This is a genomic window from Alteromonas portus, assembly GCF_005117025.1.
GTDB lineage: Bacteria > Pseudomonadota > Gammaproteobacteria > Enterobacterales > Alteromonadaceae > Alteromonas > Alteromonas portus.
In genome coordinates, this window is the sequence record NZ_SWCO01000001.1 from 322,084 (window position 1) to 340,629 (window position 18,546).

Here is an 18,546-nt window from a genome sequence, read left to right on the forward strand (position 1 = left end):
GAGATACCCATGAAATGGCCTAATCTTAAGCATCTACACTATTTGGTGACGCTACATCAAGAGCAACACTTTCATCGTGCTGCCCAGCGCTGTAATGTAAGTCAGTCAACATTGAGTACGGCCATTCAGAATCTAGAAGAGCACTTCGGAAGCCAGCTTCTTGAACGTGAACATAAAACCTTTGTGTTTACTTCATTAGGTTTGGATATTGTTGAGCGCAGTAAGGTGCTACTTCAAGAGGCGGGCGAGCTAGTAGAGTACGCGCAAAACGCCGGTAACTGGCAACGAGGTACGTTAAAGTTAGGCGTTATTCCAACCATCGCGCCTTTTTTGTTTGAAGGTATGCTTGGGGCTTTTTCTACGTTTTTGCCTGAGATCAATTTAGAAATGCAGGAAGACACGACTGAAAAGTTACTTCAGCAGTTGACCGACGGCAGATTAGACTTACTGATCTTAGCGCTGCCCATGGAAACCCCAGGGTGTAAACAAATGATTTTGGGTCACGACCCGTTTCACCTTATTGCTCATGAAGACATGGCTGAGCAGCTACCTAATCCTGTCGACATTTCAACCTTGCCTAAAAAGAGTATTTTCTTACTTCAGCAAGAACATTGTATGACCGGGCATGCGGTGAGCGCGTGTAACCTTCAGCATAGTGACCAGATTAGCAGCGTGGCGGCAAGCAGCTTGTATACTTTGGTCCAGTTGGCGAATAGCAAAATGGGCTACACCTTCTTACCTGAACTAGCTATTAATCAATCCATTCTTGAGCACACTGGCCTTAAAAGCTTTCCAGCTGAGGAACAGGGATTTCGTGAAATTGGCTTAGTATGGCGTTCAGGCACAACACGTATGCAGCTGTTTCGCCGTATCGGCGAAATTATCTCGCCACTGTTACCCATTCCCACATTAAAATAGCGTTAGCGCTATCTTTGGCATTTAACCAAAGCGGTTGAACTATTGTGTTCAGCCGCTTTTTTATTGCTGACGTAAGTAATTATCTTGTGCGTTCCCCAAAGAGAAGTTTTGCATCCTCCATCTATGCGGATTTGTATAAAGCACAGCAGCAGCAAGCTTACAAAACGTTTCTGGCTGGTTTTGAGTCGGGCATGAGCGAGACCTTATGCAGAGTCGGTTCAGGGTTACGTGGTCTGCCAGAGAATGAACATATCAGTATGGTGCTTAAGGATTTTGAAATAAGCGAGAGCAGAGAGCGCAAAGACCGAATTTATGTATTTACTCGTGCTGACATAGTGCGCTGTGTTCAAGAAAAAATAGACGCGAATAAACTTCTCACTAACGCTAACGTCTACCAGTTTTAACTAAAGATGCGTGGCGCCACTTGCCATGGTAGCGCTGGTACTCAAAAATGCGTTGGGCATTAAAATAAACGCGCGCTTTTGTTGATGAGCGTTATTAACAAAAGCGCGTTTTCATTGGCCTACATTTTTGGAGCAATATGCCCTAGTTCAGCTGCCCACGTAAGTTCTGATCGCAAAAGGTTATTTGCTGCGTTAGCGCCAAAGCTGTGTAGCGCGTTATAGGCACTATTCGATGGAATTCGGCAATAGTGGCAAAGTGCATAGAACAACAGGCTGCAACGATGCTGAGAACCATCACAGTGCAGATAAATCTTCGCTCCCTCCGTCAACATTTGAGATAACTCATGCAGATATTGATGGAGATGCACGTCTTCGGTGGGCGTTTCTGACGACGGGTGAACAAAAGGAACCCATAGCCATTCTAGCCCGGTTGCTACAGCATTGTCGCGAATTACAGGTGCATGTTCTTCGCTGGTTTGTACCGTTGCAATATGGGTAACATCCAGCAACTTAAGGCGTTCAAAGTCACTTTCGACGGTTTTTTTTCCCAAGCATATTTGCCCCGCGCGCAGTGAAAACCACGCGATATTCTTCGAGGTTGCGAGTGCGCTATTTTCTTTTTTCTCAGCGTTTTGCATAGATGCGTTATCTAAGACCTTTTGTTAAACGACAAAATAATAAATAGAAAAGTAATGGCAGCTACATCCGCCAATAACGAACAAGTGCCAAATTGCATGGGTGTACTTTACCTTTTTTGCTACATAAAAACACACGCCTACGCTGAAACATAGCCCACCTGCTATCAATAACCATAGTCCAGCACCTGGGAGTGCAACATAGAGTGGGTAAATAAGGCCTAGGGCAATCCAGCCCATTAGTAAATAAGTCATTACGGACACTTTTGGGAAACGGTGCTGCGCTATGAGCTTAAACGCCACACCACCAATTGCCAAGCTCCAGATAATCGCGGTCATGGCAATCCCCAACACGCCACCAATCGAAACCAGTAACAATGGTGTGTAAGTACCCGCTATCAATAAATATATTGCACTGTGGTCGAATAGTTTAAGCCAGCCCTTTGCTTTGTGATGAGATATAGCGTGGTAAAGTGTAGAACTCAGAAAAACGAGGATGAGGGTAGAGCCGTAAATAGCGGCCGTGATAACCGTTAATGTATCTTCAGCGCGGTACAGCATAAATATCAAACCTACGATAGCGGCAATAAAGCCTATACCGTGAGTGATGCTGTTTAGCCATTCTTCTAAAACGGAGTAAGCTTTGGCAGAAATAGCCTTTGTCTGTTCCTTTACATCTGTCATCACGTCTCCTGTTTTGCAATCAGTAGAGATATGCGCTCCTCTTATTTGTCTATTTGCATAGCTATGACAATTATAGCGCACACTTGTTCGCTCAATATGAAAATATTAACAGAAAACGTCAATAGGCTGATGACAATAATGTTACAAAAAAAGCTCATAATACCAACCCGCATAGATAATTGCCCACTCAGAAGGCACTAAGACGCTTGCCAAGCTTTCCCAAAGGGCAAGTTTAAAGTGTCTGTACTCTTTGCTATGTCACCTTGATATAGAACCATTATACCTGCGGTAATATGCCGCGATTCCGAACATTTTAACTCTCGCTGAGTAGGTGATTATTTATTCACCTGTATTTTCGAAACAACCGCCTAATTTGTCCAAAAGATTCTTTAGCGTACGGCTTTCTTCTGCGCTCATACCATTGAATTTACACAGCATCTGCGCAGGCACGCCTTCTGCTATGGCTTTCTTTTCCTTGCCCGCTTCAGTGAGTTGAACGCGCTTAACGCGTTTGTCGGCTTTATCCTTGGCGACAATTAGGAAGTCTTTGTCTTGAAGCTTTTTAAGAATGAGTGACATTGCGCCACCGTCTATCGCTGTTCTCTCTAGAAGTTCGGCAATGGTAATACCGTCATTTTCCCACAGCGCCATTAAAGTTACATATTGAGGGTAGGTGATATCTAGCGCTTTAAGAAGAGGGCGATATGCGCGAGTAAATGCATTAGACAGTGTATAAAAACGGTGGCAAAGCTGATTTTCCAACTTCAATAATTCTGACATAACGCTTACCCCTTATCGATACTGCTTTTTGTTTTTAACTAATATTTTGCATACAAAATACTTGATCTGCAAGTTCGTTTGGTGATAATTTATTTTGCATGCAAAGTATTTGTTTGAATAAACCAATGAGGAAAGTAACCATGCATAAGCTTCAACAAGTCATCTATACAGGAAGTGCAACAGCAACAGGCGGTCGCGAAGGCACTGCGAAATCAAGTGATGGCAAGCTAGAACTTAAACTTTCGACACCCAAAGAGTTAGGTGGTGCTGGCGGAGAAGGTACAAACCCAGAACAATTGTTCGCAGCGGGCTATTCGGCGTGTTTTATCGGTGCACTTAAGCATGTAGCCGCATCGCAAAAAATTAAGCTGTCCGATGACATTAGCGTAACTGGCGACGTAGCAATTGGCCCTATTGAACAAGGCTTTGCTATTGCAGTGAAACTGACAGTAGATTTAGGCGATATGGATAAGACACAAGCACAAAGTTTAGTGAATGCTGCCCATCAAGTATGCCCGTATTCAAATGCGACCCGCGGCAACATCGAAGTAGATATTACCTTAGCGTAATCACAAGGTAGCAGCTTCAGTAATTGCTCCCGCCTTAGCGGGCGCAATTATTTGTGCTCAACGCTTTTTTCCTTTGAAAGCGAAGCGTCAGTTTCAGCAGTTAGGCTACAGCAATTTGATATTGAAATAATGCATCAAGTTTCGCTGTACTGTTATAGGAACATAAGGTTTTGAATTATAGCGCACGTAAATAGCAGCTCTTCGAATTAGAGTCGCCAGTTATATAGCAGATTGATACACTGGGTTTGTATCAATCATCCTTTAGGAAGTTATATGAAAAAATACGGATTACTGGCTACGTTCGTATGTGCGCCTGTATTATTTGCATGCAGCGACAACAGCAATGTAGACGCAGCCAAGACAAACAACGATCAAGCTGTCAGCGTAGGCTCAACTTCAGAAACTGAAGCACAAAAAACAGCGGTAGAAAATCACGACACTGCAGCGATTGCTTCTGGCGTAGATTACCACTCATTCGCGAACCCTAATGAGGTTCGGGTAACCCATCTAAGTTTAAACCTAACTGCAAACTTTGATACCAAACAGCTTATTGGCGATGTAACCCTTGATGTAAAGCGTGAAAAGCCCGACAACAATACGTTAGTGTTAGATACGCGAGCATTAGATATTCAAAGTGTTACCGTAGACGGTGAGAATGTGCCTTTTGAAATGGGAGAGACTGACCCTGATTTAGGCACGCCGCTTTCAATTACTCTACCTAGCACCGCAAACGCAGTTACCGTTGCGTACTCAACATCACCTGAGGCATCTGGCGTACAATGGTTAACGCCAGCGCAAACTGCAGGTAAAAAGCACCCGTTCCTGTTTACCCAGGCACAAGCGGTTCATGCGCGAAGCTTTATTCCACTTCAAGATTCACCGCAAGTGCGCGTAACCTATGATGCGACCATCAAGACACCTGAAGCGCTGTTGGCGGTGATGAGTGCGTCAAACGATCCTACCACTGCGCGCGACGGTGAATATGAGTTCACCATGCCTCAGCCTATTCCTTCATATCTTATCGCGTTGGCGATAGGTGATTTAAAATTTAAAGCCATGGGTGAGCGTACCGGCGTGTATGCTGAGCCTGCGCTACTTGAAAGTGCAGCGAAAGAATTTGAAGATACCGAGGCGATGTTAGAAGTAACAGAAGAAACGTATGGACCTTACCAATGGGACCGTTACGATCTGCTAATTCTACCACCGTCATTCCCGTTTGGCGGTATGGAGAACCCTCGTTTGTCGTTTATCACCCCAACGGTCATTGCTGGTGATAAAAGCTTGGTTTCATTGATTGCTCATGAACTGGCGCACAGCTGGTCTGGTAACACTGTAACGAACGCAACATGGCGCGACCTGTGGTTAAACGAAGGCTTCACAACATACTTAACTTACCGAATTATGGAAATGATCTACGGGCATGACCGTTTCAAAAAAGAAGCGGTGCTGGGCTATCAAGACTTAGAGAACGATGTTGCTGCATTAGAGGAAAATGATGAGATCCTGGCCATCGATCTTCGTGGTCGCAACCCAGACGATGTTTTCTCGAATATCCCTTACGAAAAAGGGGCGCTCTTTTTGCGTGAAATTGAACAAAAAATTGGTCGCGAAAACTTTGATGCGTTCTTAATGCAGTACTTTAAAGACTTTGCTTTTAAGAGCATTACCACCGACACGTTTATCGCTTATTTAGATGATACCTTGTTAAAGCAATACCCAGATAAGCTAGACGCGGATCGCATCCAAACGTGGATATTTGAACCAGGCATTCCAGAAGGAGCACCACAGCCAGAATCTGATGCTTTCACTAAAATCGATGAGACACGAAGCGCGTGGCTATCTGGCGATGTGAAAGCGGCAGATATTGAAACAGCACAGTGGACTGTACACGAGTGGCTATATTTTCTAAACAACATGCCCGAATCGTTAAGTAAAGCTCAGCTTGCTGAGCTAGATTCAGCATTTTCACTTACCTCGACTAAAAACAATGAAATTGCTCACAGCTGGTTGATGATTGCAGTAGAGAATAACTATCAGCCTGCTTTTGATCGTTTGTATAGCTACTTGGTGTCGATAGGACGCAATAAGCTCGTTAAGCCGCTGTATCGCGAGCTATCAAAAACGCCAGAAGGCAAAGCATTTGCAAAGCGCGCTTTTGAAGAAGCGAAACCGGGCTATCACCCACTTACGGTAAAAGCTAACGAGGGTTACGTGAATTAAACGTTGACCGTTAAATTAGTTTGAATAAAAGCAGCGTGTTAGGCGCTGCTTTTTTATTTCGAGGTAAGACAAAAAGAATAAGGGAGTTTTGAACAATTGTTCAAGTTGGCGATCTTAAAGTGATTTGTAGCGTATCAAAGTTTACTCAGTGTAATTCAAGTGAGCCTGTGTAGTTTATTAGCTAGGCGCACGCTGAAGGATTTGAATTAAACAGTAAGGAGTTACTATGTATACACAAAAGATGCACCCAGCCACTACTTTCCCTGAAGTTAAAGCGACGTTACAGAGCGGAGAGACAGTATCGTTATCTGATAAAAGTGAAGGATGCGATTGGAAGATGGTGGTGGTTTATCGTGGTAAACACTGTCCAATTTGTACCAAATACTTGAACAAACTTGAAGGTTTCACGGGTCGACTACGGGAGCTCAACATCGATGTTGTCGCGGTAAGCGGCGATAGTAAAGAGCAGCTTGAAGAACATTTAAACGACTTGTCTATCAACTTCCCGATTGCTTACGGATTGTCGCAAAGCGACATGGAAAAACTAGGTCTATATATTTCTGAGCCGCGTTCAGAGAAAGAAACCGATCACAATTTCGCAGAGCCCGCGTTGTTTGTTTTAAACGGTGATAACGAAATTCACATTGCCGAAATTGCCAACGCGCCGTTTGTTCGTCCAGACTTAGAGCAACTCGTATCGGGCTTAGAATTTATTCGCAACCCAGAGAATAACTATCCTATTCGAGGCACGTTTAAAAGCTGAGGTTAACGGGTAATAATGATGATATTTCGTTAAAAGCGAGGCTCTAGTGTTAACTAGGGCCTTAGTTTTTATACGAGCTAAAAACACATAGCCGCTTCTGAGTTCATCGTTAGCTTCTTATTTTCTGTAGCTTACTCGTTTTTTGCAGATACCTTAAAAGCAATGGGCGCCATCTGCTTCTTAAAGTTATCCAAGGCATCTAAAGGTAGCTCAATATCTATCATTACGCTGCTTTTATATCTGCAATTCGCAATTTTACCTTTGGCTTGTTCCACCAAGTGACGTACGAACTGCTCGTGTTTGAAATCGATGTCTACACTAAGTGGTTCTAGCTTTATTTCTTGTCTCACGTCAAGAGCATCAATGGCCTGTTGCGCAGCAGCTGAATAAGCCCTCACCAAACCACCAGCTCCTAATTTAATCCCGCCAAAATATCGCGTGACAATAATCATAATGTCGCCGATGTCTTTGTGCTGAAGTACGTTTAATATGGGTTTACCGGCTGTGCCACTAGGCTCACCGTCGTCGGCCATAGCTGCACTACTGGGCGCATTAGGGTTTCCAAAAACATACGCCCAGCAGTGATGACGTGCGTCTGGATACTGTTGTTTAACGCTTTCTAAAAGTGCCATTGCGCTTTCGCGAGAATTCGCAAAGCCAGCACATGCAATGAATTTGCTTTTCTTAATTTCGTACAGGGTTTCAACCTGTTTGGCGGGAACGGGATAAGTCATCGGCACATTGTAAGCCAAGACCATTTTTTATTTAAGCTTAATCAGTCAGGTGAAGCAATCTATCGCTAAATAACCGATAGTTTCAATAGAAATAGGCACCTATAAAACAGGGTGGTCAAAAATGCTACTATTTGGCTAATTATCTTGAAAGGTGGTTTTTCTCGTGCGCTACAGATAAGTGATTTTTGTTGTGTTTGTCGTTAAGTTATTAAATTAAATGGTTTTTTTAAAGTTGGCGTAGTGATTGTAATAGCAATATTAATTGTGAATGTGGCTAAGACGTAATGCCACTAATAGGTAACTTCGTCCCAATAAGGAAATCATGCTATGAAATCACGTACTATTGCTATTGTTGCTCTTGCATCACTATTCACTGGAAGTGCTCTCGCTTCTGTCGAATTCATCCCTACTGACGATTCAGTAACGTCTAACCTTTGTGTAACGGCTGCGACTGGAAATAAATGGAAGTTTCACAACCAGATTAAAGCGTCAGCGTTAGATAAAAAATACGTAGCAGAAGAGATGACTTGTAATGGTCTTACGGTCTCGGCTTTTGTAGACCAGTACGGTAAAAATGGAGATAGCATTAAAAAATATCTGAATATTCAACAGCAGCACATTGCTAATGTAGCTCACACCAAATAGCGCGAAAGCGCTTATTCATGAGATTGCTCTAAGTGATTGTATATCTTAAAATTATAGTAAATTTAGAGAACTACAATAAATTTAGAGAAGTACAGTAAATTTAGAAGAGCAGGTTAAAGAAAAGAGGGCTGTGTACAATGACAGCCTTCTCTAATCTTTATCTAGGTCTCTTAACGCAATATACCGGAAACGGTTTCTGATACATTTAATGCGCCTTTTTGAATTTCATCAATGATGCTTTGAACCTGCGCAATTTGCTGGCTGTTTTGGTCAACACTGTCTTTAACGCCGGCCATTTTCTTCGTAGACTTATCCGCAAGCTTTCTGTTCTCAGCCACAACGCTTTCAATTTCCACCGTTGAGTCACTAGTGCGCTGGGCTAGCTGTCTTACCTCATCTGCTACAACGGCAAAACCCCTGCCTTGATCGCCCGCTCGAGCAGCTTCAATTGCAGCGTTCAGTGCTAATAAATTTGTTTGCTCAGCAATACCGCTAATGGTCGTGACTATGGTTTCAATCTTAAGCGACTGTTCACTAAGCTGATGCATTAGCTGGTTGGTTTGCTCAACTTCTAATAAGGCTGAATCGAAAATCTCCACGCTGCGCTGCAAAGATGAAGCGCCATCGGCAGCAATTTGCGACGTTTCTTCAGCAGTTGATACCGCTAACTCTGCTGCTTGGGCAATAGCGTGTTTCTCATTCACTGCATCGGTGATATTGGATGCAAATTTAATGACTTTGATAACGCGACCAGATGCATCGAAAACGGGGTTGTATGTTGCTTCTAACCACAGTGCATTACCGCTTGAATCTACGCGCTCAAACTGGCCCGAAGAGAAATTGCCCCGAGCAAGGTTATCCCAAAAATTGGGGTTATCTTGATAGAACTTATCGCGACAAAACATGCGGTGATGTTTACCTTTGATATCTGATAAGCCATATTTAACCGTGGCAGTGAAGTTTTCATTCGCCGTGATAATTGTGCCGTCTGGTTCGAACTCTATAACCGCCATCGACTTATTCAGGGCATCCGTTACTGCTTTACCTGCAAAGTAGGCTGTTTCGTGCTCAGTAATATCATGATAAATAGCGTGTATTTCCGAAGTACCATTTTTATTTACGGAAACGTAGCTAGCTTTAAGCCATTTGGTTTCACCAAGGGCTGACTTTCTCGCAACCGTGTCGCTAAAGCTGCCGCCATTTACCAAGTGTTGCCAAAAGGATCTGTACTGTGATTCAGGTTCAACACCTTCAACGCGCATCGCAGCGTGAGAGAAGGATGTCGCGGTTGAATCTGGGTAACTTAAAATAGATAGTAATAGGGAAGAGGCATAAGTGCACTGTCCATCGGTACTGTAAATGGCATAAGCCATGCTATTTTTTAACGCATCCAGCGTACCAATTAATTCTCTACTCTCATCCCTAAGAGCCGAAATGTCGCTATTGTATCGAGCATTTGATACGAACATACGGTCTCCAAATTTTATTATCGTTGATTAATCAACTAAGTTTATTAATTTTAAAGGTTGCTAACTTTCTAGTCGTTTAGACATTAGGTGAAATTTGGATTGCGGCTTATCCATTGGGCTTAATTCCGCGAAGAGTGGTTGAGTTTTTTTTACACTACGGTAACTATTCACACTGAACAATAAAAAATAAAACTTATAAGACCAGCTAATGCCTTTAGAACGATTTATTCCTTATCGCAAATGCGATGTCATCACCCTGTGTGAGAATTTGCTGGCTCGTGAGCGTGCAGACTTCCGTACTTTCTCAACCTTGTTAGTGCGCCGTATTCACTACAAGTATCATGAGCAATTGGAAGCATTGAAAAATAGCTACAGTCATTTCGACCCAAATAAAGATACTCGCGACTTACAGCTTTTTTCAAATGACGCAGTGCGAAAGCAAAGCCAAAAAGCATTTTCTCAGGGATTTGCTCACCTACTTAATGCGGCAAATTTTGAAAAGGTAACTGATGACGATTTAGAAGCAGCACTTAATGAAGAGTCGCTATTTAAAGTGCGTCTTGCAGTTAGCTTTGAAGATTTCGAAGATGTGGTGTTTTACCGGCGTGGAGAGTCGGTAAAAACAGAAACTATACGTACTTTTTTCGGGTTAAGAAAAAAGCAGGTGTCGTTTACTAACTACGATAAAGTAGCGGTGTACATTACTTTTAAAGATGAAAGTTACTTTAAAGGGAAAGGGCAAATGCCGGCTACCTTTAAACCTGGCTCCACCATAGTAAAGCTTTTTCAAAACGTACCTAAAGCAGACTTGGAAATGCTGTTTCCAAACAGTGAAGTTAAAATGCGCCCGCTAGATAAGTTGATTATCAGTGCATCGGCTGCAATAGGCGGCACTGTGGTGCTAGTGACTAAGCTGGGCGCGTCTTTACTCCTCATGGCGTCTTTTCTCGCCTTTTGGCTTGGCTTCAAAGACGATGAGGTGGAGCTGACTAAGCAAAGTCTAATCACTTTTGGCATTGGCATGGGCGTGTTCGGGAGCTTTGTCTTTAAAGAATGGACTAAGTTTAAAAACAGAAAAATACGTTTTATGAAAGCCTTGTCTGACAATCTTTATTTTAAAAATTTAGACAACAACGCAGGCGTGTTTCATACGTTAATTGATGCAGCAGAGGAAGAAGACTGCAAGGAAGTACTATTGGCGTACACATTCTTGCTGAAATGTAGTGAAGCCTTCTCTGAAAACTCCGCCGCCTATGGTGCATCGCGTTCAGAAAACGAGATTGCAGCGGGCGGAATGACATTAGCCACCCTTGATAGTGCGATAGAGAGTTACTTCTTAGAAGAGCTTAATTGTGCTCTCGACTTTGATGTTACTGACGCTATTACTAAGCTGGTGGACATGGAACTAGTTGAACAAGACGGCGATGTTTTTGTGGCGCGGGCGCTTAACGATGCAGTGAAAACACTCGATGATTACTGGGATAACATCTATCAGCCTGTTTAATTTACGCTTACCTCGCCCTTATTTAGAGCAAGCTAGCATATTTTACAATGCGCGCTTTATGGCATCAGTTTTCTCGATGGGCAGTACGCAAGAATAACTATTTCAGACAAGCAGCCACGCTATCAAACCGTTGTCATAAAAGCACAAAATCTCTATAGTTGCCTTAAGGTGTGTAGAACTATATACATATCTTGGCAACAGCCGCATTGCACTGAATGCGCATCTCTATCTCCAACGCAACAAGCCTGGTTCACTTCTACATGAAAATATTGCATACGTCTGACTGGCACTTAGGTCAGAGTTTTTTTACGAAAAGCCGCAAAAACGAACATGCCGCCTTCCTCAAATGGCTTCTTCAACAAGTAGAAGCGCATCAAATAGATGCGATTATTGTCGCGGGTGATGTGTTCGACACGGGCACGCCGCCTAGCTATGCCAGAGAGCTCTACCATGCGTTTATCGGCGAACTACAGGGCATGCAGTGTACATTGGTGGTGCTAGGGGGAAATCACGATTCAGTGTCGGTTTTAAACGAAAGTAAGGCGTTGCTGAAATACTTAAATAGCCACGTAATAGCCAGTACATACGGCGAGTTAAGTGAACAAGTCATTACGCTTAACGACCGCAAGGGGCAGAACGGTGCCGTACTGTGTGCCGTACCCTTTATTCGCCCACGTGATGTGCTTGTCAGTGAGGCAGGGCAAAGCGCCACTGACAAGCGCCAAGCGCTGGGCGATGCGATAAAGCAGCACTACGGGGCGCTTTATAATGAAGCCCTGTCACTGCGCGCCTCAATTGAAGAAAAACAAGCAGAGCAGGGTAGTAAAAATAGTGCTGCCATTCCTATTATTGCTACCGGGCACTTAACCGCTTTAGGCGTGAGTCAGTCAGAAAGTGTACGCGATATCTACATTGGCACCCTTGAAGGCTTTGACGCCAAAGGGTTTCCGCCCGCCGATTATATTGCACTTGGGCATATTCACAGGCCACAGAAAGTGGCTAAAACAGAGCACATACGCTATTCAGGCTCGCCAATACCGCTAAGTTTTGATGAACTAAACACGCAAAAGCAAGTGGTGTTGGTTACGTTTGAAAATGAAAGCACAACGCCAACTATCTCAACGCTTCCGGTACCGCGGTTTCAGGCCATGGAAGTAATAAGAGGCGATTTAAAAGCGATTGAGGCAGCCATTAATAAAAGCGAGGCCATCGCGTTAGCTTCTCAAACACATGATGACAGCATTACGAACTCGCCCCCTGTGACTAATCCGAAAGCCGTTAGCGATGTGGATAAAGCCCTTAGCGAAATGAATAAAACCGTCAGCGCAACGGATAACGGCATTAGTCCTCGAGATCCTGTGTGGTTATGCATTGAAGTTGAAACAGAAGACTATCTGACTGATCTACAGCAGCGTATTCAGGGCTTGTTAGAAGGGAAAAACGCTGAGATTTTACAGTTGAAACGCAAGCGTAAGCACACAGTAAATAGCCTTACAGAAAAGCAAAACGTCCAGCTTAGCGAACTATCGGTAAACGATGTATTTGAAGCGCGTTTGGCATTGGAGAGCATAGAAGATAATCCAACAAGTGAGTCGGCACCAACTGAGTCGGCACCAACTGAGTCGGCACCAACTGAGTCGGTACAAAGAACCCTGCTAGATGACGACCAAAGCCCCCGAGAAACAAAAGAAGCAGGTTCAGAGAAAAGCGCTTCTCGCATAAACCGGATAAGGCAGCTGTTTAATGAAGCAGTAGAGCAAGTGCATACCAATGATGAAGATACCGAAGTATCAGTAGAGGCAACATTGGCAAACACGACAGAAGAAAAAGGCGAGTAATACAATGAGAATATTGACCTTACGCCTTAAAAACTTAAACGCCCTAAAAGGGGAGTGGAAGATAGATTTCACCCAGTCGCCGTTTATCGACAACGGCCTGTTTGCTATCACAGGCCCAACGGGCGCGGGTAAAACCACCCTACTTGATGCCATTTGTTTAGCGCTTTATCACCAAACCCCTCGTTTGGGGCCAATTTCAACGTCGAACAACGACATCATGACTCGCGGCACGGCGGAGTGTTTGGCAGAGGTTGAGTTTGATATTAAGGGTAAAGCATACCGTGCGTTTTGGAGTATGCGCCGGGCCAGAGGAAAAGTAGACGGTAACTTGCAAAGTGCCGATGTTGAGCTTGCCGAAGTTGAAAGCGGTAAGGTATTGGCTACCCAAGTGCGGCCTAAAAGTGAAGAGATTGAAAAGCTGACAGGCCTTAATTTTGCCCGTTTCACTAAGTCTATGATGTTGTCGCAAGGGGATTTTGCTGCGTTTTTAAATGCTAACGAGGCCGACCGAGCCGAGCTGCTTGAAGAGTTAACTGGCACTGAAATTTACGGGCAGATATCACAGGCAGTACATCAGCAATTTAGTGACGCTAAACAAAAGAAAAAAGAGTTTGCGATAAAGCTAGAAGGCGTAACCTTACTTAGCGACGAGCAAACCACCCAGCTTGAAGAAGAGCAAGTACAAACCAAGAGCCAAGTTTCAGCGTTTAACCAAACACTTGCTGAACTGCAAAAGCAACAGCAGTGGCAGCATGCATTTAACGCCAATGAGCTAGCCATTAAAGAAGCCAGTGCAGCGCAGCAGACCGCGAATAACGCCATTGATGAGGCGAAACAAGAACTTGACCTTCTAACCCAAAGTGAGCCGGCTGAGAAGCTTCGCCTACCATTTTTGCAAAGAAACGGGCTTCAGCAAGACGTAACCCGTTATAAAGAAAGGCTTGAAGAGAAGGCTGCTCAGCTGCCCGAGTTAAAAACGCAAAAGGCACAGCTCAGTTTGGAAGTGACCAACGCTGAACAAGCGTTAGTTCTTACAAAGCAACAAAGCAGTGAGCTTGAAAAGCGCATAAATGAGCAGGTGATTCCGCTAGATAACCAAATAGCGCAGCTCACTACCGAACAGCAAAAAGCAAACGAAAACGCGGCACGTTTAAGGCAGTCAATAAACGCGTTAACGCTAAAGCGCACAGACATCGAAAACGCTTCGGCAGATAACAAAACAAAGCTAGGTGAACTGGAAGCTTACTTGAGTGAACACCACACACTTAGCGGCATAGCGGAATTCATAAGTGGTTGGAGTGAAACGGCGCGCTATATTGAACATGATAAAAAGCAGTTAAAAACACTGACACAAAGCGTAAATGATGATCGTCAGGCGCTTTCATCCCTAGATGACGCTATCGCAAAAACAAGTAAGTCGTTAAGCGGGTTAACGCAGATCTTCGATGACAAAAACGCGCAAGTAGCCAAGTGCGAGAAGGCGCTTCATGCCGCGCTATCTGACAAATTAACTGATACTAACAACGCTAGCCCTAATGCCAGTGCTTTTAGCAAAGCGAGCCTTCAGCAAGAGCGCGATACCAAGCTTTATCATTGGGATAACGTGTTGCAGATAGGGCATATTCAACAGCAATATTTGACACTAGAACAAGAGAAAGTATCGCTGGGTGCGCAAAAGGAAGACTTAGCGAAGAAACTAGCTCAGCAGCAATCTGAGCGCCAAGCCTTGGTTGACGCCTACAGACAAACCCGCAGTAATTTAAAAGACATAGAGGCGCTTATTGCCTTAGATGCTGAAGTGGCGCACCTGCGCGCCCAGCTAAAAAGTGGCGAGCCATGCCCTGTTTGTGGGGCTAACGAACACACCACGTCTAGCGTGGCGATTGATGTACCTGAAACTATTCAAAAGCGAGATAGCTTAAAGCTGCAGTTAGATGATATTGAGCAGCAAGGGGCGCGAGCAAAAGAAAGCGTTACACACACTGAATTCACTCTTGCTCAGGTTAATAAGCAGCTAGAACAGGCAAGCGGGCAACGAGATACGCTGCTAGAAAAGTGGCAGCAGATTTCAAGCGTACTTAGCGCTGATATATCGAGCTTTAAAAAGGTCGACATTAATACTTCGCAAAGCGTCGCTCAATTCACCGAGCAGTTTAAAACTCGTCTCGATGACATTAGTGCCCAATTAACCCGTTTAGAAGAGTGCGAGCAAGCCTTAAATGCTGCACTGCAGGCTAAAAATGAAGCGCAACAGTTGCTACAAGCCAAACAGTCGGAGCTTGCAGTTTCTCTGCAGCAGCGCGAAACCTTGGAAAAACAATTCACCGAACGCAATGTAGAGCTAGAGAACAAAACCCAAGGGATTAATAATAGTATTTTAGCGCTCAGCGAGACTATGACGGCTCACGGTGCTGACATTCACAACCTGTCTATTGATGGAATTGCCACGTGGTTAAATGAAAAAGCCGAAGCGCTTCAAACTTATAAACTCAATTATCAGCTACACGCCAAACTTAAAGATGAGTTACAAGAGGTAGGCAGCACCTTGCTTGTGCTCAGTCGGGATATCGAAAGTGCTGAGAATCAGCTTAAGGGCGTATCCGAAGAGCTTAAGCAGCTAGATAATAGTTTAAAGGCGCTGCGAGACTCGCGCACAACCGTATTCCCTGAAGGCAATATTGCTGAAACAAGGAATAAGGCAAACGCCGCTCAAGAAATGGCTGAGCGAAACGTGAGTGAATGCAAATCTCGCCTACAACAAACGGACACTATTTTGTCTCGTTTAGAAGCCGAAATTGCCCAGCTTAATGAGCAAATGCGCGAAAAAGAGCAAGCACTTGCAGAGGCAACAGAGCACTTTAACCGCCAGTTGGCGAGCAGCCCATTTGCCGACGAGCACGCGTTTAGCAATGCACTTTTAGACGAAGATACCCGCAACACCTTGCTTGAACTGCAAAAGCGATTAACTCAGCAAAAACAACAAGCGGACTTAAAGCTAGAAAACGCGTTAGCTGCCGAACAATCGCTAAAAGCCCATGCTAACGCAGCACAGTGGCAGAGCGAGTTAGAAGAGCACGGTGCACAGTGGCTCGATACGAAAATTAATCAGCAAGCTCAGCAGCGTGACACGCTGTTATCTTCTTTAGGGCAAATTGAACAGCAGTTAAGCGCTAACAATCAAGCCCGTGAAAAGCAGCAGCAGCTTGTGGACGAGATGGCCGCGTTTGAGGCCTATTATGATGATATTACTTACCTGCACTCGTTAATTGGTTCGGCCAGCGGCGACAAATTCAGACGTTTTGCACAAGGACTTACTTTAGATAACTTAGTGCAGCTTGCTAATCAACAGCTTGATAAATTACACGGTCGCTATCAGCTAATGCGAAAAGAAAACGAAGGATTAGGTTTAAGTGTACTAGACACCTGGCAAGGTGACGTAGTGCGAGACACCAAAACCCTATCTGGCGGAGAAAGCTTTTTGGTCAGCCTTGCACTGGCATTAGCTTTATCTGACTTGGTCAGTCACAAGACCAGTATCGACTCGCTGTTTTTAGATGAAGGCTTTGGCACTCTTGATGCTGAAACTTTGGATGTGGCCCTTGATGCACTAGACAACTTAAATGCCAGCGGAAAAATGATTGGTGTGATAAGCCATATTGAAGCCATGAAAGAGCGTATTCCTACTCAGCTTAAAGTGATTAAACGCAACGGTGTGGGGTTAAGTGCACTAGAAAAACCTTATGCGGTGGGGTGAACTCACCGCTTAGGAGTTAGTAGCTAAAACGTTTGCTTACAAGTATGTGCGCGTTAAATGCTCGCAAGATCATGGTTTTATGATACTTTATTGTTCTTAAAAGTAGATATGGACATCATAAACAGTGAAACGATTTGCGATACTCCCTCTTTTTGCCTCTTTCTGTTCGTTTGGTAGTACCTTTCAGTGTGAAAGTGAGTTTGAATGGCTAAAGAGCACGTTTGAAAACAACGATGCCGGTTTTCAGTATAGCGTCGAGAAAAAAGGGCAGGACCTTTATTCCGCCCACAACAACGCCATCTTGGCTCGGGTACAAAGCGCGAAGAACGAAGCGCAATGCCACACAGTACTTATCGACTGGCTTAAATTTTTTCGCAAGGGGCATGTTGGTCTTGGGCTAAATACGAATGGTACAGTGGAAGCGACTCGCGAATCGGAAGTGCATGACTTCGACTTATCGTCATTTAAACAGTATTTAAAAAGCAAGCGTGACGAAACTCTTGAAGGGATTTGGCAATTCTCAAGCTATACGGTTGCGTTAAAAAAAGAAGGTAATGTCCATAAAGCTTATATCCTTGAAAGTACCAACCCGTCATGGAAGGCGGGACAAGTAAAGTTCATCCTTAACGACCCTGCAGACAGCAATACTGCGAAAGTGACGTTTTTTATGGGCGATCACTCCACCCGACAAATAGAGACCATAACGTACTTGGGTAACAACGAAGTGGTGTTGGGCAATAGCTTTATCGTTATGTCGCGAGAGGAACCGCGACAAGAATCGTCGCCTGAAATAACACGCTATGTTCGCCTACTAAGTACAAAGGCTCCGCTATTCGAAAAAATTTCAGAGAACACAGTATTAGTTCGCATACCGTCTTTCGACCATGCCCTCAAAAAAGATATCGACGCCGTTATCGCTGAGCACCTGGACACAATTCTAAAAACCGAAAACCTCATTATCGACATCCGGGGAAACGGTGGTGGTAGTGATGCAAGCTATGCTTCTTTACTACCAATTTTATACACCAACCCTATTCGCACTGTAGGCGTGGAATACCTATCTACCGAGCTTAACAACTCTAGAATGCTCGGCTTTTTGCAAAACCCTCATTTTAGTGAAGAAGAAAAGCAGTGGGCCAAAGACGGGTACGACATTCTTCAGCAACACATCGGCAGCTACATCAATATTGGCGAAGATGTAACGGTGGCGACATTCGATAAAGTCGAACCTCTGCCAAAAAGTATTGGCGTACTCGTTGATTCAAGTAATGGTAGTACCGCAGAACAGTTTTTGCTGGCGGCTAAACAAAGCAAGAAAGTAAAGTTGTTTGGGCAAACTACTGCGGGTGTGCTCGATATCTCTAATATGTATAAAACTGATTCGCCGAGCGGTGTTTTTACCTTACATTACAGTCTCACCAAAAGTTTGCGTATCCCCCACATGGCCGTTGATGGAGTGGGCATTCAGCCAGACTATTATATTGACGAAGAGCTCCCTCTTTACGAGTGGACCTCGTTCACTAGAAATGTTTTGGAGACGCTCTAGAGCAGTAGGGTTAAAAAAGTTTATGGCAAACTCAATAACCAGTTACAAACTAACATAACATGATAGTGTAGGCGTCCCTGCCT

15 protein-coding genes and 1 pseudogene are annotated in these 18,546 nt (G+C 44.1%); 10 read left to right on the top strand and 6 right to left on the bottom strand.

Annotated features, from left to right (window positions below):
• The first annotated feature begins 9 nt into the window (after positions 1-9).
• Both E5672_RS01325 and E5672_RS01330 read left to right on the top strand, forming a co-directional pair.
• Entirely contained in the window at positions 10-918 is a 909-nt protein-coding gene (locus E5672_RS01325; RefSeq protein WP_136780585.1) for a hydrogen peroxide-inducible genes activator, read from the top strand.
• 86 nt (positions 919-1,004) lie between these two features.
• Positions 1,005-1,322 (top strand): hypothetical protein, encoded by a 318-nt coding sequence (locus E5672_RS01330; RefSeq protein ID WP_240692130.1) that lies wholly within the window; start codon positions 1,005-1,007, stop codon positions 1,320-1,322.
• A 119-nt stretch (positions 1,323-1,441) separates the two neighbouring features.
• On the opposite strand, the gene E5672_RS01335 is transcribed toward E5672_RS01330, so the two are convergent.
• From E5672_RS01335 to E5672_RS01345, 3 genes are all read right to left on the bottom strand, one after another.
• On the bottom strand, positions 1,442-1,960 hold the full coding sequence (locus E5672_RS01335; protein ID WP_136780586.1) for a hypothetical protein: 519 nt from the start codon (positions 1,958-1,960) through the stop codon (positions 1,442-1,444).
• Positions 1,961-1,984: 24 nt separating this feature from the next.
• Positions 1,985-2,641 carry a PAQR family membrane homeostasis protein TrhA gene (gene trhA / locus E5672_RS01340; protein ID WP_136780587.1) on the bottom strand — a complete coding sequence of 219 codons (657 nt, stop codon included), beginning with the start codon at positions 2,639-2,641 and terminating at the stop codon, positions 1,985-1,987.
• A 339-nt stretch (positions 2,642-2,980) separates the two neighbouring features.
• Entirely contained in the window at positions 2,981-3,421 is a 441-nt protein-coding gene (locus E5672_RS01345; protein ID WP_136780588.1) for a MarR family winged helix-turn-helix transcriptional regulator, read from the bottom strand.
• A gap of 140 nt (positions 3,422-3,561) precedes the next feature.
• On the opposite strand from E5672_RS01345, the gene E5672_RS01350 reads away from it, so the two are divergent.
• From E5672_RS01350 to E5672_RS01360, 3 genes are all read left to right on the top strand, one after another.
• Complete coding sequence (locus E5672_RS01350) at positions 3,562-3,990, top strand: organic hydroperoxide resistance protein (RefSeq protein ID WP_136780589.1); 429 nt, start codon at positions 3,562-3,564, stop codon at positions 3,988-3,990.
• 273 nt (positions 3,991-4,263) lie between these two features.
• The gene (locus E5672_RS01355; protein ID WP_136780590.1) at positions 4,264-6,210 is read left to right on the top strand and encodes a M1 family metallopeptidase; all 1,947 of its coding nucleotides are present in this window, start codon (positions 4,264-4,266) and stop codon (positions 6,208-6,210) included.
• 226 nt (positions 6,211-6,436) lie between these two features.
• Entirely contained in the window at positions 6,437-6,973 is a 537-nt protein-coding gene (locus E5672_RS01360; protein WP_136780591.1) for a redoxin domain-containing protein, read from the top strand.
• A gap of 131 nt (positions 6,974-7,104) precedes the next feature.
• Here E5672_RS01360 and E5672_RS01365 read toward each other — a convergent pair whose 3' ends face one another.
• The gene (locus tag E5672_RS01365) at positions 7,105-7,707 is read right to left on the bottom strand and encodes a YigZ family protein (protein ID WP_136781031.1); all 603 of its coding nucleotides are present in this window, start codon (positions 7,705-7,707) and stop codon (positions 7,105-7,107) included.
• 327 nt (positions 7,708-8,034) lie between these two features.
• Here E5672_RS01365 and E5672_RS01370 point away from each other — a divergent pair, with 327 nt between their 5' ends.
• Positions 8,035-8,352 carry a DUF3718 domain-containing protein gene (locus E5672_RS01370; RefSeq protein ID WP_136780592.1) on the top strand — a complete coding sequence of 106 codons (318 nt, stop codon included), beginning with the start codon at positions 8,035-8,037 and terminating at the stop codon, positions 8,350-8,352.
• A gap of 170 nt (positions 8,353-8,522) precedes the next feature.
• Here E5672_RS01370 and E5672_RS20105 read toward each other — a convergent pair whose 3' ends face one another.
• Positions 8,523-9,056 (bottom strand): methyl-accepting chemotaxis protein, encoded by a 534-nt coding sequence (locus tag E5672_RS20105; protein WP_420809566.1) that lies wholly within the window; start codon positions 9,054-9,056, stop codon positions 8,523-8,525.
• Positions 9,057-9,821: pseudogene (locus tag E5672_RS20110) on the bottom strand (PAS domain-containing protein); the annotation flags it as partial.
• Between the two features lie 208 nt (positions 9,822-10,029).
• On the opposite strand from E5672_RS20110, the gene E5672_RS01380 reads away from it, so the two are divergent.
• The 4 genes from E5672_RS01380 to E5672_RS01395 all read left to right on the top strand — a co-directional run bounded on the left by E5672_RS01380 (position 10,030) and on the right by E5672_RS01395 (position 18,463).
• Entirely contained in the window at positions 10,030-11,325 is a 1,296-nt protein-coding gene (locus tag E5672_RS01380; protein ID WP_136780594.1) for a TMEM143 family protein, read from the top strand.
• A gap of 260 nt (positions 11,326-11,585) precedes the next feature.
• Positions 11,586-13,163: an exonuclease subunit SbcD gene (sbcD, locus tag E5672_RS01385; RefSeq protein WP_136780595.1), complete on the top strand. Its 1,578-nt coding sequence runs from the start codon at positions 11,586-11,588 to the stop codon at positions 13,161-13,163.
• Between the two features lie 4 nt (positions 13,164-13,167).
• Positions 13,168-16,917 carry an AAA family ATPase gene (locus tag E5672_RS01390; protein WP_136780596.1) on the top strand — a complete coding sequence of 1,250 codons (3,750 nt, stop codon included), beginning with the start codon at positions 13,168-13,170 and terminating at the stop codon, positions 16,915-16,917.
• Between the two features lie 124 nt (positions 16,918-17,041).
• Positions 17,042-18,463, top strand: coding sequence for a S41 family peptidase (locus E5672_RS01395; protein ID WP_136780597.1), 1,422 nt, complete (start codon positions 17,042-17,044; stop codon positions 18,461-18,463).
• Positions 18,464-18,546 lie beyond the last annotated feature (83 nt).

What these genes read in the sequence shown, in the direction of transcription:
- E5672_RS01325 (WP_136780585.1), top strand. Translation starts at nt 10, where the DNA reads ATGAAATGGCCTAATCTTAAGCATCTACACTATTTGGTGACGCTACAT.
- E5672_RS01355 (WP_136780590.1), top strand. Translation starts at nt 4,264, where the DNA reads ATGAAAAAATACGGATTACTGGCTACGTTCGTATGTGCGCCTGTATTA.
- E5672_RS01345 (WP_136780588.1), bottom strand. Translation starts at nt 3,421, where the DNA reads ATGTCAGAATTATTGAAGTTGGAAAATCAGCTTTGCCACCGTTTTTAT.
- E5672_RS01335 (WP_136780586.1), bottom strand. Translation starts at nt 1,960, where the DNA reads ATGCAAAACGCTGAGAAAAAAGAAAATAGCGCACTCGCAACCTCGAAG.
- E5672_RS01365 (WP_136781031.1), bottom strand. Translation starts at nt 7,707, where the DNA reads ATGACTTATCCCGTTCCCGCCAAACAGGTTGAAACCCTGTACGAAATT.
- sbcD (WP_136780595.1), top strand. Translation starts at nt 11,586, where the DNA reads ATGAAAATATTGCATACGTCTGACTGGCACTTAGGTCAGAGTTTTTTT.
- E5672_RS01380 (WP_136780594.1), top strand. Translation starts at nt 10,030, where the DNA reads ATGCCTTTAGAACGATTTATTCCTTATCGCAAATGCGATGTCATCACC.
- E5672_RS01350 (WP_136780589.1), top strand. Translation starts at nt 3,562, where the DNA reads ATGCATAAGCTTCAACAAGTCATCTATACAGGAAGTGCAACAGCAACA.
- E5672_RS01360 (WP_136780591.1), top strand. Translation starts at nt 6,437, where the DNA reads ATGTATACACAAAAGATGCACCCAGCCACTACTTTCCCTGAAGTTAAA.
- E5672_RS01370 (WP_136780592.1), top strand. Translation starts at nt 8,035, where the DNA reads ATGAAATCACGTACTATTGCTATTGTTGCTCTTGCATCACTATTCACT.
- E5672_RS01390 (WP_136780596.1), top strand. Translation starts at nt 13,168, where the DNA reads ATGAGAATATTGACCTTACGCCTTAAAAACTTAAACGCCCTAAAAGGG.
- trhA (WP_136780587.1), bottom strand. Translation starts at nt 2,641, where the DNA reads ATGACAGATGTAAAGGAACAGACAAAGGCTATTTCTGCCAAAGCTTAC.